This window comes from Dankookia sp. GCM10030260 (assembly GCF_042666655.1).
Classification (GTDB): domain Bacteria; phylum Pseudomonadota; class Alphaproteobacteria; order Acetobacterales; family Acetobacteraceae; genus Paracraurococcus.
In genome coordinates, this window is record NZ_JBHTDE010000014.1 from 1 (window position 1) to 15,681 (window position 15,681).

Consider the following 15,681-nt stretch of genomic DNA (forward strand, 5'->3'; position numbering starts at 1 on the left):
AACCTCTGGGCGCGCCTCAAGGAATGGCGCGCCGTGGCCACCCGCTACGAGAAAACCGCCCGATCATTCCTCGGCGTCCTATCCCTCGCTGCCACCTTCGATTGGCTCAGGAGCTAACAGGCCCTAGCATCGCGGCGGATGCGGGGAGGAAGACACATGCAGCATGCGCAGGGGCGCCGCGCCCTGGCCGGGCTGGCCTTGGCAGGGTTGCTCGCGCCGCGGGCCGGGGCGCAGGAGGCCTGGCCGACCCGGCCCATCCGTCTGGTGGTGGCCTTCACCGCCGGCAGCGAGCCCGACATCCTGGCCCGCGCCCTGGCGCCGGTGCTGCAGGCGGAACTCGGCCAGCCCGTGGTGGTCGACAACCGCGTCGGCGCGGCAAGCGTGGTGGCGGCGGAACACGTCTCGCAGCAGCGGCCGGACGGCTACACGCTGCTGCTGACCTCCTCCTCCACCTTCTGCGTCACGCCGCATCTGTTCGCCACCCTGCCGTTCCGGCTGGAGCAGTTCCAGCCGCTGACGCTGCTGATGCGCGGCCAACTCGCGCTGTATGCCGACCCCAAGCTGCCGGTGCGCACGGTGGCCGAGCTGGTCGCCTATGCCCGTGCGCTGCCGCAGCCGATGCCCTATGCCGCCAATGTCGGGCTGGTCGCGCATCTGTCGGGCGAGCGGCTGAAACAGGCGACCGGCATCGACCTGCTCGACGTGGCCTACCGCGGCACGCCGGCGGCGCAGCAGATGCTGATGCGCGGCGACGTGGCCATGACCTTCGACGGCGTCGCCGCCTATGTCGGGCTGGTGCGCGACGGCGACCTGCGCGCTCTCGCGGTCACCGGCGAACGCCGCGTCCCGGTGCTGCCGGCGGTGCCGACCTTCGCCGAGGCGGGCTACCCGGACATTGCCCAGCCCTATTGGTACGGGCTGTTCGCGCCGGCCGGCATTCCGGCGCCGGTCATGGCCCGGGTGGTGGCCGCCACGCATGCCGCCTTGGCAGGGGCGCGGCTGGGCGAGCAGATGGTGGCCCAGGGCGCCGAGCTGCGTGGCAACCAGCCGGCCGAGTTCAGCGCCATGATCGCCGCCGAACGCGAGCGCTGGGGCGCGCTGATCCGCAGCATCGGGCTGCGGCTTGGCTGAGGACGAACCGAGCTAGGTAGGATCGAGACGCGATCACAACCTGACCAGTCCGGTGTCCCGCCTGCCGCCAGCCGCACCACGGCATGGTGCTGCTGGCACAGGTCCGGCCGGCCTTCGCGCTGCCGAACCGCACCCATGGCAGTCCGCGGCTGACATGCGAGTTGCGCGATGGCGGTCCGACCGTCGGTCGCCGCCCGACAGCACGCCTGATGCGCCGGAATCGGCTCAGGCGCGGCAGAAGCGTCGGTTCGAGCGGACGACCGACAGCCACCATGTCTGGCCGGTGGCACCGGGCCTGTTGGATCAGGAATTCACGGCGGCAGGTCCCGATGAGACACGGGCGGCCGACATCTCCTCCATCCGGACGAAGGAGGGCTGGCTTTACCTCGCCGTCGTCATCGACCTGTTCGCTCGCCGTGAGGTCGGCTGGTCGACCCGTGATCAGCTGTACCATGCCCTGGCCTTGGCGGCGCTGCGGGACGCGGTTGTGCCGCACCGCCCGGCGGCAGGCTTGATCCACCACGCGGACCACGGGGTGCAATTCGCAGCGCGTCGGGACCGCAAGCGGCTGCAGCAGCACGGCATGCTGTGCTCGATGAGCCGCAAGGGCGATCGCTGGGACAACGCGCCGATGGAGAGCTTGCATGCCACGTTGAAAGGCGAATTCGTCGAGCAGCACGACTGCCTGACGCGTGACGAAGCCAGGGCTGGCATAGTCCAGTTCCTCGAGGGCTGGTACAACCGACGCGGCTTGCATTCGGCCCTGGGCCGTCTCACGGCGAAGCAGAAGGCGGCAGCATTCCATGCGGCTGCGTCAGCCGCATGGAATGCTCTCCGTGGCAGCGGGGAAAGGCCGCGCTGAGCAGGGCGCGATGCGTGGTCATGGGTTTCCTCCGGGCCTTCTTTTCCGCGAGTGGAACGATTGCCGTCACGCCCGGCAAGCCGGCCTGCCGGCAGGTCCGGCCGCGCGATCCGCGTCCTATTCCTCGAAGATCGCCACCGCCCGCGTCCAGCCGGCCGAGGCGCGGTGCACCTTCACCGGGAAGCAGGCGACCATGAAGCCGTCCGCCGGCAGGGCTTCCAGGTTGTGCAGCTTCTCCATGTGGCAGTAGCCGATCTCGCGCCCGGCCCGATGGCCCTCCCAGATGATGTCGGGGGAGGCGCCCTCCGCCAGCCGCGCCTTGGTGACGCTGAACGGGATATCCCAGGACCAGGCATCGGTGCCGCAGACCCGGATGCCGCGCTCCAGCAGGTACAGCGTCGCCGCCTTTCCCATGCCGCAGCCGACATCGATGTAGTCGTCCTCCCCGTAGCGGCTGCCGGCGCGGGTATTGACCATGACGATCTCGAGCGGCTTGAGCACATGGCCGATGCGGTCCAGCTCCTTCGCCACGTCGTCCGGCTGCACCGTGTAGCCGTCCGGCAGGGCGCGGAAATCCAGCTTCACCCCGGGCTGGAAGCACCAGTCGAGCGGCACCTCGTCGATCCGCATCGACGGCCGCCCGCCGGGCACCAGGGCTTCGTCCTGGCGCGGGAAGAAGTGGTAGGGACTGTCGAGATGCGTGCCGGCATGGGTTGAGATCCGCGCCTGCTCGCGCGCCGCGTAATTGCCTTCCGGCAGCTGGTCCTGGCGGATGTCGAAGTAGTCCGCGATCGGCGGCGCGGTCATCCGATGGTCGTGGTAGTCGATCTGCGGCAGCGCCCAGGGCGGGTCGGACCTGATCCCCTGCTTGAGCGCGACCGAGATGTCGACGATGCGGCGGGCCATGGCGCGGCTCCTCTATTGCGGCTGCACGCCGAGCGCGCGCAGCACCTCGGCATGGTCGGCGAAGTGGTCGGACAGGCGCCGGGCGAAGTCGGCGCGGCCGAGATATTCCGGCAGCAACGCCCAGCGCTGGGTCAGCAGCCGGAAGCCCTCGGTCGCCATGGCGGCCTGGCAGGCGGCCTCCAGCCGGGCGAGCACCGGCTCCGGCGTGCCGCGCGGGGCGAAGAGGCCGGCGGCCGAGAGCTCGACCGCCTCGATTCCCTGTTCCCGGGCGGTCGGCACCTCGGGGAATTCCGGGTGGCGGCGGAGCGAGAAGGTGCCGATCAGCCGCATCTCCCCGGCGCGCGTCATCGGCACGCCGGAGGCGACGACGATCGCTGCCGCATCCAGCCGCCCGGCCTTCACCTCGAGCAGCGAGGCGGCGTCACCGCGGAAGGGGACGTGGACATACTCGCCGCCGGCGGCTGTGCGGATGCGCTCGATCCCGATGGAGGGCGCCGAATTCGGCCCGGGCGAGCCATAGGTCACCGGTCGCAGCCGCGCCGTGGCGACCATCTCCGGCAAGGACCGCCAAGGGCCGTCCGCGCGGACCATGACGCCGAGGATGTTCTCGGTGACGTTGCAGACCGGGGCGACGGCGTCCGGGCCGAGCCCGGTGTTGCGCACCAAATGCGGCTGGATGGTCAGCGGCACCAGGGCGGAGAATGCCAGCGTATGGCCGTCCGGCGGGCTGGCCGCCAGCACGCGCAGGCCGACGACGCCCGAGCCGCCCTCCCGGTTCGTCACCACCACCGGCTGGCCGAGCTGCGCCGCGAGGCCCTCCGACAGGGCGCGGGCAGTGGCATCGGCCTGGCTGCCGGTGGCATAGGGGTTGATGACGGTGACCGGGCGATCGGGGAAGGCCGCGGCCGCCATCGGCAGCAGCAACGCCAGCGCGGCGAGGCGCAGCATGCTTCCGCACGCGATATCCCGCGGCCTTCCGCGCGCGACGACGCGCGACTCTCCTCCGCGCATGGCGTTCCTCCGGCTTCGTTGCGGGCAGGCTAGGCCAGGGTCCGGCGCCGCGGAAGTGGGTCGCCCCTGACATCGCCCGCGGCACGTCCTATCTTGCGGGAAACCAAGGAAGGAGACCGGCCATGCTGGACGCCATCACGAGCCTGCCGCTGAAGGACCCCGAGCTCTTCCGCCAGGCCAATTGCATCAACGGCGAATGGGTGCAGGCCGATAGCGGCAAGACGCTGGAGGTCCGCAATCCCTCGACCGGGACCCTTGTCGGCCGCGTCCCCGCCATGGGCGCCGCCGAGACCCGCCGCGCCATCGAGGCGGCGCATGCCGCGCAGAAGGGCTGGCGCGCCATGCTGGCGAAGGACCGCGCGGTCATCCTGCGCAAGCTGTTCGAGCTGATGCTCGCCAATACCGACGACCTTGCCGCCATCATGACCGCCGAGCAGGGCAAGCCGCTGGCCGAGAGCAAGGGCGAGATCGCCTATGCCGCCAGCTTCCTCGAATGGTTCGCCGAGGAGGGCAAGCGGGTCTATGGCGACACCATCCCGCAGAATGCCAAGGGCCGCCGGGTCATCGTGACCAAGGAGCCGATCGGCGTCTTCGCCGCCATCACGCCGTGGAACTTCCCGGCGGCGATGATCACCCGCAAGACCGGCCCCGGCTGGGCCGCCGGCTGCACCGGCGTCATCCGCCCGGCCAGCCAGACGCCGTTCAGCGCCCTGGCGATCGCCGTGCTGGCCGAGCGCGCCGGCATGCCGGCCGGCGTCTGCAACGTCATCACCGGCCCGTCGGGCGAGACGGGCAAGGAACTCACCTCCAACCCGCTGGTGCGCAAGCTGACCTTCACCGGCTCCACCGATGTCGGCCGGCTGCTGCTGGCGCAATGCGCGCCGACCATCAAGAAGACCAGCATGGAATTGGGCGGCAACGCGCCCTTCATCGTCTTCGACGATGCCGATCTCGACGCCGCGGTGCAGGGCGCCATGGCCAGCAAGTACCGCAACACCGGGCAGACCTGCGTCTGCGCCAACCGGCTGCTGGTGCAGGACGGGGTCTACGACGCCTTCGCCGCCAAGCTGAAGGTGGCAGTGGAAGCCCTGAAGGTCGGCGACGGGATGGAACCCGGCGTCACGCAAGGCCCGCTGATCAACACCGATGCGGTGAAGAAGGTCGAGGAGCACATCGCCGACGCCACGGCGAAGGGCGCCAGCATCGTCACCGGCGGCAAGCGGGACGCCCGTGGCGGCAATTTCTTCCAGCCGACCATCCTGGCCAATGTCCCGCACGACGCGATGATCTTCACCGAGGAGACCTTCGGCCCGGTCGCGCCGCTGTTCCGCTTCAAGACCGAGGAGGAGGCGATCGCGCTCGCCAACGACACGCCCTTCGGCCTCGCGGCCTATTTCTACGCCCGCGACATCGGCCGGATCTTCCGCGTGGCGGAGGCGATCGAGAGCGGCATGATCGGCATCAACGAAGGGCTGATCAGCACCGAGGTGGCGCCCTTCGGCGGGGTCAAGGAAAGCGGCCTCGGGCGCGAGGGCAGCCATTACGGGATCGAAGAATATCTCGAGGTGAAATACCTGGCGATCGGCGGCATCGGCACCTGATATCCCCGACCGGCGCGCGTGGTTCGAAGGCATGTCCGCACCCGATGGCGGAATTGCCCAGAGCGCGCGGCCAGAGATGGTGAATCGGGTGGCCTGCCGCCGCAAATGGACCTGAGCGGGGCACGGTGCGTCCCGGTCCTGATCAGGAAGGTCCTTTCGGCATGTCCGCCACAACCCTCGGCGCCGCGCCATCCCCGGCGCGGCCGGCCGGTATCAACTCCCCGGCCGCGCTCGGCGCCGGCGCGCTGCTGGTCCTCGGCGCGCTGGCGATTGGCCAGGCGGTCAGCCCGCGGCAGGCATTGCTGTACCTGCTGGGCGCGGCGCTTGGCCTCGTGCTGTACCACGCCGCCTTCGGCTTCACCTCCGCCTGGCGGGTCTTCATCGCCGACCGCCGGGGGGAGGGGCTGCGGGCGCAGATGGTCATGCTGGCCATCGCCGTGCTGCTGTTCTTCCCCGCGCTCTCGGCCGGCTCGCTTTTCGGCCAGCCGGTCACCGGCAATGTCTCGCCGATCGGCATCTCGCTGCTCTTCGGCGCCTTCGTCTTCGGCATCGGCATGCAGATCGGCGGCGGCTGCGCCTCCGGCACGCTCTACACGGTGGGCGGCGGCTCGGTGCGGATGCTGCTCACGCTCGCGGCCTTCATCGCCGGCTCGGCGCTCGGCGCGGCGCATTTCCACTGGTGGGCGGCGCAGTGGCACCTGGCCCCCGTCTCCCTGGTGAAGGCCTGGGGCGTGGCGCCGGCATTGGCGGCCAACCTCCTGCTCTTCGCGCTGATCGCCGCCGGCACGCTATGGCTGGAGCGCCGGCGGCACGGCGCGCCGGCCGCGGCGCGGCCGGCGCCGCGGCAAGGGCTGGCGCGGGTCCTGCGCGGCCCCTGGCCGGTAGTGGCCGGGGCGGTGGCGCTGGCGCTGCTCAATTTCGCCACCCTGGCGCTGGCCGGGAAGCCCTGGGGCATCACCTCGGCCTTCGCCCTCTGGGGCTCCAAGGCCGCCATGGCGGTCGGCATCGATGCGGCTGGCTGGCCCTACTGGTCCACGTCGCAGGGCCAGGCCGCGCTGTCCGGCAGCCTGCTGAACGACGTCACCTCGGTGATGGATTTCGGCATCGTGCTGGGCGCGCTGCTGGCCGCCGCCCTGGCGGGGCGGTTCTCGCCGAGCCTGCGGGTGCCGCTGCGCTCGGCGCTGGCGGCGGTGATCGGCGGCGTCATGCTCGGCTACGGCGCGCGGCTGGCCTATGGCTGCAACATCGGCGCCTATTTCTCCGGCATCGCCTCCGGCAGCCTGCATGGCTGGGTCTGGCTGGCGGCGGCCTTCGCCGGCAGCATCATCGGCACCCGGCTGCGGCCGCTCTTCGGGCTGGAGGTGGAGCGGGTGCCGCGGCAGACCGGCTGCTGAGGCATCCGGCGGAGCGGGGAGGACATCGCCTCCCCGGTCTCCGTCCGGTCTCGCTGGCATGGCACCCGCCGCCTGGCCGGTGCCGGCGGCTAGGGCCAGGGGGTCAGCGGCTGCCGGCCTGTTCCATGCTGCGCAGCACGGCATCCAGGTTGAAGGCGTCCGGCCGCTGGCGGGGCGGGAATTCCTTGAAGGTCTCGTAGAACCGCTTCGCCATGGCCTGGGCCGGGATCAGCAGGAATATCCGGTCCATGTACCAGTCGTTGTAGGTGTTGCTGTCGGTGTCGGCGCGTTCGAAGGGATCCATGCGCAGGTCCAGCAGCTTCGGCGCGCGCAGCGGCACGAAGGGGTCCTGCCAGACGCCGAAGCCATGCGCCCGCTGCTCCAGGAAGACCACCTTCCAGCGTTCGTAGCGCATCGCCACCATCTGGCCGTCGTCGTTGAAGTAGAAGAACTCCTTGCGCGGGCTTTCCGTGGTCTGGCCGGTCAGCATCGGCAGGATGTTGTAGCCGTCCAGATGCACCTTGTAGGTCCGCCCCTGGGTGGTGAAGCCGGCCAGCAGCCTGGCCTTGATGTCGGCCTCGCCGGCGGCGGCGACCAGGGTGGGAAACCAGTCGAGGTTGGAGACGATCTGGTTGCTGACGCTGCTGGGCGCGACGCGGCCCGGCCAGCGGATCGCGAAGGGCACCCGGAAGGCGCCTTCCCAGTTGGAGTTCTTCTCCGACCGGAAGGGGGTGATGCCGGCATCCGGCCAGGCATTGTAGTGCGGGCCGTTGTCGGTGCCGTAGATGACGATGGTGTCGTTCGCCAGACCCAGGTCGTCAAGTTGCTTCAGGATGGCGCCGACATGGTCGTCGTGCTGCAGCATGCCGTCGGCATAGAAGCTGAGGCCCGACTTGCCCTTGTAGCTCTCCGGGACATGGGTGCGGAAATGCATCCGCGTCGCGTTGTGCCAGACGAAGAAGGGCTCGGTGCCGCCGGCCTTCCGCTTGATGAAATCGGTGGTCCTGGCCAGGATCTCGTCGTCGATCGTCTCCATCCGCTTGCGGGTGAGGGGACCGGTGTCCTCGATGGTCTGGCTGCCGTCGGGGTTGGCGCGGGTGTTCAGCACGCCGCGCGGGCCGAAGCGCTTCAGGAACTCCGGGTTCTTCGGGTAGTCGACGTTCTCCGGTTCCTCCGACGCGTTGAGGTGGTAGAGGCTGCCGAAATACTCGTCGAAGCCGTGCATCGTCGGCAGGTGTTCGTCGCGGTCGCCGAGATGGTTCTTGCCGAATTGGCCGGTGGCGTAGCCCATGCCCTTGAGGATGCGGGCGATGGTCGGGTCCTCGGGCCGCATCCCCGCCTCGGCGCCGGGCAGGCCGACCTTGGACAGGCCGGTGCGGACGGTGGACTGGCCGGTGATGAAGGCGGACCGCCCGGCGGTGCAGGATTGCTCGGCGTAGTAGTCGGTGAAGGTCATGCCTTCCTGGAAGATCCGGTCGATGTTGGGCGTGCGGAAGCCCATCATGCCGCGGTTGTTGTGGCTGAGGTTCCAGTAGCCGACATCGTCGCCCCAGATGACCACGATATTGGGCCGCCGCGCGGCGCCGGCCGGGGCGGGCGCCGCCGGGCGCGGTTGCGCCTGGGCCAGCTGCGTGGCGCCGGCGGTTGCCATGGCCATGGCCGCGCTGCCGCCCAGCAGCATGTCGCGGCGCGAACGTCCTTTGCTCATTGCCGTGCGTCTCCTCAGGGTTCGGTCGGGCGGCGGAGCACGCAGCGGAAGCCGATATGGCTCATGCCGGTGTCAACCATCTGGGCGTGGCGCGCGGCAGGGCGGTAGCGCCGGCAGTAGCTCGGCGCGCATAGGAAGGACCCGCCCTTGACCACCTTGCGGGGGATGCGGATGGCCGGCTGGGCGGGATCGAAGCTGCCCTCCATCGCCGGTCCGCGCGGATTGTCCGGCGCGCAGCAGGGCTTGGCAGGGTCCGCGGCATGCCGGGCGGCGAACCAGTCGGTGGTCCACTGCCAGACATTGCCGGCCATGTCGTGCAGCCCATAGCCGTTCGGGGCGTAGGAGCCGACTGGGGCGGTTCGCTCGAAGCCGTCAAGGGCGAAATTGCGCCAGGGGAAGGGGCCCTGCCAGGTATTCGCCTGTTGGACTCCGCCCGGCGCCAGCTCGTCGCCCCAGACGAATTCGCGGGCCTCCAGCCCGCCGCGCGCGGCGTATTCCCATTCCGCCTCGGTTGGCAGCGCCTTGCCGGCCCAGGCGGCATAGGCCTCGGCGTCCTCGTAGGCGACCTGCACCACCGGGTGGTTCGCCCGGCCCTCGACCCCGCTGCCGGGGCCTTCCGGTCGGTGCCAGCAGGCGCCGGGGGTCCAGTGCCACCAGTTGGTGACGTCGCGGGTATCGACCGGCCCGTCGGTCATGCGGAAGACCAGGGCGCCGGGGACCAGCATCGCCGGATCGGCGCCCGGGTACAGCGCCGCATCCAGTGGCCGCTCGGCCACCGTGCGGTAGCCGGTGGCGTCGACGAAGCGGGCATATTCGGCATTGGTGACGGTGGTGGCATCCATCCAGAAGCCGTCGACCCGGGCGGCGTGCGCCGGGCGTTCCTCCGGGTAGTGGCGGTCGGATCCCATGGTGAAGCGGCCGCCCGGGACCGGCCGCATGCCCAGGGGCGCGACCAATGGCGCGACAGGGGGCGCGACCCCATCCTCGCTCGACTGCACCGGATGCTCCTCCCTGACCCGCCGCCGGCACGACGCGGGCGGTGGGACTATGGCGCCGCCGGGTCGGATGTTACCAATGCCGTTGTGGCAGCTTATTCTTCCTGGAAAGGCATATGCTGAAAACCCGCGACCTGGTCCTGGTCCGCGCCATCGCCGAGCATGGCAGCCTGGCCCGCGCCGCCCGGGTGCTGGCGATGGGGCAGCCGGCGCTGACCCGCGGCCTGGCCGGCCTGGAAGCCCGGCTGCGCGGCCCGCTGTTCGAGCGCAGCCGGCGCGGCGTGGTGCCGACCGATCTCTGCCGCGCCCTGCTGGCGGAGGCCGGGGAGATCCTCGACCGGCTGGAGCGGCTCGACCGGCATCTGGCGGAGGTCCGCGGTCTCCAGGTGCAGACGCTGTCGATCAGCGCCGGCGGCTATTCCGCCGAATCCATCGCGGTGACGGCCGCCGCCCGCATGGTGGATCTGTATCCCAACATCCGGCTTCGCCTCGCCACGGCGAACTGGGCCGAGGTTCCGCGCAGCGTGCGGGAGCGTGAGGCGGCGATCGGCATCGCCGATCTCGGCGACCTCGGCGAGGCGCCTGATCTGCAGGTCGAGCGGCTGCACCCGATGCCGGCGGTCTTCCTGGTGCGGCCGGGCCATCCGCTGGCCGCGCCGGGGGAGCCGCTCGACCTGGCGCGCATCATGGCCTCGCCCTTCGTCTTCCTCGGCCGGGCACCGCGCCGCATCCAGCAACCACTGGTCCTGGCGCGCGAGCAGGCAAGGCAGGCAGGGCAGCCGCATCCCGCCTTCCCCGCCATTATGCTGGAAAGCCCGGCCGCAGCGATCATGGCGGTACAGGCCTCCAACGCCGTGGCGGGCACCACGATCGTCCTGGCCGAGGCGGCGATCGCGGCCGGGCAGGTGGTGGCGCTGCCCTGGCGGGCGCCCTGGATGGAGGCGCAGCTCGGCATCCTGCGACTGCACAACCACCAGCCCTCCCACGCCGAGGCGGCCTTCCTCGACCTGCTGCGGACTGCGGATGCGGACGCCGCCCGGCGCGGCCGGCGCTTCCTCGCGGCGCATGGCTTCGAGCCCGCGGCCTGATCAGCCGGCCGGGTACCCTTTCCTCCCCGGCCGTCGCATATAGGGGGCAAGGACCGGCACTGGCCGGCGGCGGAAAGGCGACCCTCATGGCCTACGACTTCGATCTCTTCGTCATCGGCGGCGGCTCCGCCGGCGTGCGCTGCGCCCGCATCGCCGCGACCCACGGCGCCCGCGTGGCCGTCGCCGAGGAGCGCTTCTGGGGCGGCACCTGCGTCAATGTCGGCTGCGTGCCCAAGAAGATCATGGTGAACGCCGCCGAATACGGCCAATGGGCCGAGGACGCCGCGGCCTTCGGCTGGACCGTGGAGAAGACCGGCTTCGACCTCTCGGTCCTGGCCCGCGCGCGGGATGCCGAGGTCGCCCGGCTGAACGGCATCTACGGCCGGCTGCTCGCCGGCGTCGGCTGCACCAGCTTCGACGCACGCGCCACCTTCATCGACGCGCATACGCTCGATGTCGGCGGCCAGCGGGTAACCGCGGAGAAGATCGTCATCGCGGTCGGCGGCCGCGCGGTGCGGCCCGGCCTGCCGGGCGACGAGCTCGGGATGCTGTCGGATGACATCTTCGACCTGCAGCAGGTGCCGAAGCGCCTGACCGTGGTCGGCAGCGGCTATATCGCGCTCGAATTCGCCTGCGTCTTCCGCGGCCTCGGTGCCGAGGTCGACCTCGTCTACCGCGCCGACCTGCCGCTGCGGGGGTTCGACGCGGATATCCGCGTGGCGCTGAAGGAGGCGCTGGACGCCCAGGGCATCCGCCAGCATGTCGGCCACCACCCGGCCCGGCTGGACCGCCAGGGCGACCATCTGCGGCTGTCGCTGCTGGGCGGCGCAGCGGTCGAGGCCGATGCGGTGCTGTTCGCCACCGGGCGGGTGCCCAACACCGGCGGGCTGAAGCTGGATGCCGCCGGCGTCATGTGCACCGAGAAGGGCGCGGTCGAGGTGGACGAGGAGCACCGCACCACCGCGCCGAACATCTGGGCGATCGGCGACGTCACCGACACGCTGAACCTGACGCCGATGGCGACCGCGGTCGGCCATGCCCTGGCCGATACCCTTTTTGGGAAGAACCCCCGCAAGGCCAGCTACCTGAACGTCCCCACCGCGGTCTTCACCTCGCCGCCGATCGGCACGGTGGGGCTGACGGAGGCGGATGCGGCGCTGCTCGGCCCGGTCGACATCTACCTCGCCTCCTTCACCCCGATGCGCCACACCATCAGCAAGCGGCCGGGGCGGAAATCTCTCATGAAGCTGGTGGTCTGCCAGGAGACCCAGCGGATGCTCGGCGCCCATATGCTGGGCGAGGACAGCGCCGAGATCATGCAGGGCATCGGCATCGCAGTGGCGGCCGGGCTGACCAAGCAGGATTTCGACCGCACCATCGGCATCCATCCGACGGCGGCGGAGGAGTTCGTGACCATGCGGACCCGGACGCGGGAAGCCGGCGTGCGGGCGGCGGCGGAGTAGCCGCGGGGCCAGAGCCGGCCGGGCTAATCCGCGGCCTTGCGGACCAGCGTTTCCAGCAGGGTATCGGTGGCGCGCTGGGCTTCGGGCGGGATGCCGACGCCGTGGCGGGCAAAGACCCGCTCGGCGATGTCCACCCCGGTGCTGCGAGTGACCATGGTGCGGCCCTGGTCGTCCTCCCAGACCAGCACGCGCATCGGCAGGTCGATGGCCAGGGTCGGGTTGGCCGCAATGCCCGGCGTGCCGGCGCGCGGGTTGCCGAACAGCACCACGGTCCGCGCCCGCAGCGCGAGGCCGGCCTCGCGCGCGGCGGCGGCGTGGTCGACCTCGGTGAAGACGATCCAGCCGGCCTCGCGCACCGCGGCGGCGAAGCGGTCGAGCGTTGCGCGCGGCGGATGCGCGCTGGGCCGGGTGACCAGCCCCACCGGTTGGGCCCGGGCCGGCAGGCCCGATGCCAGGGCTGCAAGCGCCGCGGCGACGAGACATCCCCGGCGCATGACCGCAGGTCTTCGCATGGCATGGCCGCAGGAAGCCGGCCCTTGCGCCGAAGCGGCTCCGGTGGCGGCAGGCAGGGCGGTGGTGCGGGACATGGGCTTGAATTCCCTGATCCTGTCGCCGAGGGCGGGCCGACCGGTTGCTGCGCGGCCCGGTGCGCCAAGCCTTCGAACATGCGTGGCATCCTCCCATGCAGCGACCGCCCGCAGCGAGCACGCCGCCGCGAGCCTGGCGGTGCCGTGCGGGAGGTTGCGGCATCGCGGGCCCGCGCGATCCAGGCATCGGACGCAGTTGGTCGTCCGGGGTGCCGGTCGGGCCGCCGGCTCCCTGCGGCGGCGGAATGGCAGACCCGAGACTGCGGCCTGCCTTTGCCGGGTTCACCTCGGCGTGCGGCTGGGCTAGGCTCCCCGCCCTTTGACTTAGGAAACGCCTCAATGACCGCGCGCGGGTGGCACCCCGGAAGCTGGCGGGACATGCCGATCCGGCAGGTTCCCGATTATCCCGATCAAGCGAAGCTGGCCGAGGCCGAGGCCCGCCTCGCGCAATGGCCGCCGCTCGTCTTCGCCGGCGAGGCGCGCCGGCTGAAGGCCGCCCTTGCGAAGGCCGGCAACGGCCAGGCCTTCGTGCTGCAGGGCGGCGACTGCGCCGAGAGCTTCTCCGACTTCACCGCCAACATCATCCGCGACACCTTCCGGGTGCTGCTGCAGATGGCGGTGGTGCTGACCTTCGGCGGCGGCACCCCGGTGGTGAAGCTCGGCCGCATGGCCGGGCAGTTTGCCAAGCCGCGGTCCTCGGACAGCGAGACCAAGGACGGCGTCACCTTGCCGTCCTACCGCGGCGACATCGTCAACGGCCCGGACTTCACCGCCGCCGCCCGCGTGCCGGACCCGGCGCGGATGGAATTCGCCTATATGCAGTCGGCCGGCACGCTGAACCTGCTGCGCGCCTTCGCCACCGGCGGCTACGCCGACCTGCACCAGGTGCACCGCTGGAACCTCGGCTTCGTCGAGCGCAGCCCGCTGGCCGCCCGCTATGCCGACCTTGCCTCCCGCATCGACGAGACGCTGGGCTTCATGCAGGCCTGCGGCATGTCCGACCTGCCGCAGGTGCGGGAGACGGATTTCTATACCTCGCACGAAAGCCTGCTGCTTGGTTACGAGCAGGCGCTGACCCGGGTCGATTCCACCAGCGGCGACCACTATGCCTGCTCGGCCCACTTTCTCTGGATCGGCGACCGCACCCGGCAACTGGACGGCGCGCATGTCGAATTCCTGCGCGGGGTGAAGAACCCGATCGGCCTCAAGGTCGGCCCGAGCTCCGACCCCGATGACCTGGTCCGGCTGACCGAGGTGCTGAACCCCGGGAACGAGATGGGCCGGCTGACCCTCATCTCCCGCATGGGCGCCGATAAGCTGGAGGCCAAGCTTCCCCCCCTGCTGCGGGCGGTGAAGCGAGCCGGCCGCAACGTGGTCTGGCTGTCCGACCCGATGCACGGCAACACCACCAGCGTCGGCGCCTACAAGACCCGGCCCTTCGATGCGATCCTCACCGAGGTCCGCCATTTCTTCGACGCCCATGCCGCGGAGGGCACCCAGCCTGGTGGCGTGCACGTCGAAATGACCGGCCAGGAGGTCACCGAATGCCTCGGCGGCGCGCATAAACTCTCCGAAGCCGACCTGGCGCTCCGCTACCAGACCTTCTGCGACCCGCGGCTGAATGCCGAGCAGTCGCTGGAACTGGCCTTCCTGATCGCGGAGGAACTGAAGGCCCGGCGCGTCGCCGCACCGGTGCTGCCCGCCCGGGCGGCCGAATAGGCGAAGGGGGGACAAGACATGGACGGATCGCCGCCGGCAGGGCCATCGGATGCGGCGATCTCCGCCCGCACCGACGCCTATTTCAACCGCACCAGGGCGATCGTGCAGCGCTTCGGCGATGTCCGCGTCACCTATGCGGTCTTCCTCCGTCGCCCGGTGGTCAGTGCACCCCGGCTGGCGGTGGAATTCCTTGAAGGCGTGGCGCGGGAACGCGGCACGCGCTTCGAGATCGAGCTGATGCACCCCGAGGGCACCTGGGTCGGTGCCGGCGACCCGCTGCTCTACCTCACCGGCTCCTTCGTCGAGCTCTCGGACCTCGAGACTTTGTACCTGCAGAAGCTGGGCCCGCCCTGCGTCGCCGCGCACAATGCCTACCAGATGTGCGTCGAGCTGCCGGAGGTATCCTTCCTGGCGATGGATGCGCGGCACTGCGCCGGCGCCGAGATGGCCAACATGATGGCCTATGCCGCCAGCGTCGGCGGCGGCGCCGCTGCCAAGGAAGGGGCGCGCGGCTTCATCGGCAACGCCACCGATGCCACCGCCCACTGGTTCGGCGCGGCGCGCGGCTACGGGACCATGCCGCATGCCCTGATCGGCTATGCCGGGACGACGCTCCGCGCCGCCGAGATGTTCCAGGAAGCCTTCCCGGAGGAGAACCTTACCGTCTTGGTGGATTATTTCGGCAGGGAGGTGACCGACGGCATCGCGGTCTGCCGCCGCTTCCCCGACCTGGCCGCGGCGGGCAAGCTTGCCGTCCGGCTCGACACCCATGGCGGCCGCTTCCTCGAAGGGCTCGATCCGGCCGAGAGCTATGCCGTGCTGGAACGCCACGCCCCCGGCGCCATCCGCCGCTACCGGTCGGAGACCGAGCTGCGCCACCTGGTCGGCACCGGCGTCTCCGCCAGCGCCATCTGGCGGATGCGGGAAGCCTTGGACGAGGCAGGCTTCCCCAAGGTGCGGATCGTCGCGTCCTCGGGCTTCAACGTGCAGAAATGCCGCGTGATGGCCGATGCCAGGGCGCCGATCGACGTGGTCGGCACCGGCAGCTTCATCCCCGATGTCTGGTCGGAAACCTATGCCACCGCCGACATCGTCGCCTATGACGGCGAGGCCCGGGTGAAGGTCGGCCGCGAATTCCTGCTGCGTCGCAATACCGACCGCAAGAAGAACGGGGGCCATCCGGGCTGAGCGTCCCGGCGGAAGCGGCGCAGCGGCG

Annotated in this window: 14 protein-coding genes and 1 pseudogene; 10 read left to right on the top strand and 5 right to left on the bottom strand. The window is 70.7% G+C overall.

Annotation, left to right across the window (positions count from 1 at the left end):
- The 4 genes and pseudogenes from ACFQS7_RS25925 to ACFQS7_RS25940 form a co-directional block, all read left to right on the top strand.
- A partial coding sequence (locus ACFQS7_RS25925) for a transposase (RefSeq protein ID WP_380070135.1) occupies positions 1-117 on the top strand: 117 nt, incomplete at its 5' end.
- Positions 118-156: 39 nt separating this feature from the next.
- Positions 157-1,131, top strand: a complete 975-nt coding sequence (locus ACFQS7_RS25930) for a Bug family tripartite tricarboxylate transporter substrate binding protein (protein ID WP_380070047.1) — start codon at positions 157-159, stop codon at positions 1,129-1,131.
- Positions 1,132-1,214: 83 nt separating this feature from the next.
- A pseudogene (locus tag ACFQS7_RS25935) lies at positions 1,215-1,349 on the top strand (IS3 family transposase); the annotation flags it as partial.
- The gene (locus ACFQS7_RS25940) at positions 1,286-1,993 is read left to right on the top strand and encodes an IS3 family transposase (protein ID WP_380070048.1); all 708 of its coding nucleotides are present in this window, start codon (positions 1,286-1,288) and stop codon (positions 1,991-1,993) included. The pseudogene ACFQS7_RS25935 and the gene ACFQS7_RS25940, both read left to right, overlap by 64 nt.
- A 117-nt stretch (positions 1,994-2,110) precedes the next feature.
- Here the strand turns inward: ACFQS7_RS25940 and ACFQS7_RS25945 are convergent, their stop codons facing one another.
- Complete coding sequence (locus ACFQS7_RS25945) at positions 2,111-2,899, bottom strand: cyclase family protein (protein WP_380070049.1); 789 nt, start codon at positions 2,897-2,899, stop codon at positions 2,111-2,113.
- A 12-nt stretch (positions 2,900-2,911) separates the two neighbouring features.
- Positions 2,912-3,847 (bottom strand): tripartite tricarboxylate transporter substrate binding protein, encoded by a 936-nt coding sequence (locus ACFQS7_RS25950; protein WP_380070050.1) that lies wholly within the window; start codon positions 3,845-3,847, stop codon positions 2,912-2,914.
- A gap of 185 nt (positions 3,848-4,032) precedes the next feature.
- Here ACFQS7_RS25950 and ACFQS7_RS25955 point away from each other — a divergent pair, with 185 nt between their 5' ends.
- Positions 4,033-5,511, top strand: a complete 1,479-nt coding sequence (locus tag ACFQS7_RS25955) for an NAD-dependent succinate-semialdehyde dehydrogenase (RefSeq protein ID WP_380070051.1) — start codon at positions 4,033-4,035, stop codon at positions 5,509-5,511.
- A 161-nt stretch (positions 5,512-5,672) separates the two neighbouring features.
- Positions 5,673-6,905 carry a YeeE/YedE family protein gene (locus tag ACFQS7_RS25960; RefSeq protein ID WP_380070052.1) on the top strand — a complete coding sequence of 411 codons (1,233 nt, stop codon included), beginning with the start codon at positions 5,673-5,675 and terminating at the stop codon, positions 6,903-6,905.
- 103 nt (positions 6,906-7,008) lie between these two features.
- On the opposite strand, the gene ACFQS7_RS25965 is transcribed toward ACFQS7_RS25960, so the two are convergent.
- Both ACFQS7_RS25965 and ACFQS7_RS25970 read right to left on the bottom strand, forming a co-directional pair.
- Positions 7,009-8,613, bottom strand: a complete 1,605-nt coding sequence (locus ACFQS7_RS25965) for an arylsulfatase (protein ID WP_380070053.1) — start codon at positions 8,611-8,613, stop codon at positions 7,009-7,011.
- A 14-nt stretch (positions 8,614-8,627) separates the two neighbouring features.
- Positions 8,628-9,551 carry a formylglycine-generating enzyme family protein gene (locus tag ACFQS7_RS25970; protein WP_380070054.1) on the bottom strand — a complete coding sequence of 308 codons (924 nt, stop codon included), beginning with the start codon at positions 9,549-9,551 and terminating at the stop codon, positions 8,628-8,630.
- A gap of 173 nt (positions 9,552-9,724) precedes the next feature.
- Between ACFQS7_RS25970 and ACFQS7_RS25975 the strand changes: the two genes are divergently transcribed.
- Both ACFQS7_RS25975 and gorA read left to right on the top strand, forming a co-directional pair.
- The gene (locus ACFQS7_RS25975; RefSeq protein ID WP_380070055.1) at positions 9,725-10,696 is read left to right on the top strand and encodes a LysR family transcriptional regulator; all 972 of its coding nucleotides are present in this window, start codon (positions 9,725-9,727) and stop codon (positions 10,694-10,696) included.
- Between the two features lie 86 nt (positions 10,697-10,782).
- Positions 10,783-12,159 carry a glutathione-disulfide reductase gene (gorA, locus tag ACFQS7_RS25980; protein ID WP_380070056.1) on the top strand — a complete coding sequence of 459 codons (1,377 nt, stop codon included), beginning with the start codon at positions 10,783-10,785 and terminating at the stop codon, positions 12,157-12,159.
- A gap of 23 nt (positions 12,160-12,182) precedes the next feature.
- On the opposite strand, the gene ACFQS7_RS25985 is transcribed toward gorA, so the two are convergent.
- Positions 12,183-12,653, bottom strand: a complete 471-nt coding sequence (locus tag ACFQS7_RS25985; protein ID WP_380070057.1) for a DUF302 domain-containing protein — start codon at positions 12,651-12,653, stop codon at positions 12,183-12,185.
- A 432-nt stretch (positions 12,654-13,085) separates the two neighbouring features.
- Here ACFQS7_RS25985 and ACFQS7_RS25990 point away from each other — a divergent pair, with 432 nt between their 5' ends.
- Positions 13,086-14,465 (top strand): class II 3-deoxy-7-phosphoheptulonate synthase, encoded by a 1,380-nt coding sequence (locus tag ACFQS7_RS25990; protein WP_380070058.1) that lies wholly within the window; start codon positions 13,086-13,088, stop codon positions 14,463-14,465.
- An 18-nt stretch (positions 14,466-14,483) separates the two neighbouring features.
- Positions 14,484-15,653: a nicotinate phosphoribosyltransferase gene (locus ACFQS7_RS25995; RefSeq protein WP_380070059.1), complete on the top strand. Its 1,170-nt coding sequence runs from the start codon at positions 14,484-14,486 to the stop codon at positions 15,651-15,653.
- The last annotated feature ends 28 nt before the right edge of the window (positions 15,654-15,681 follow it).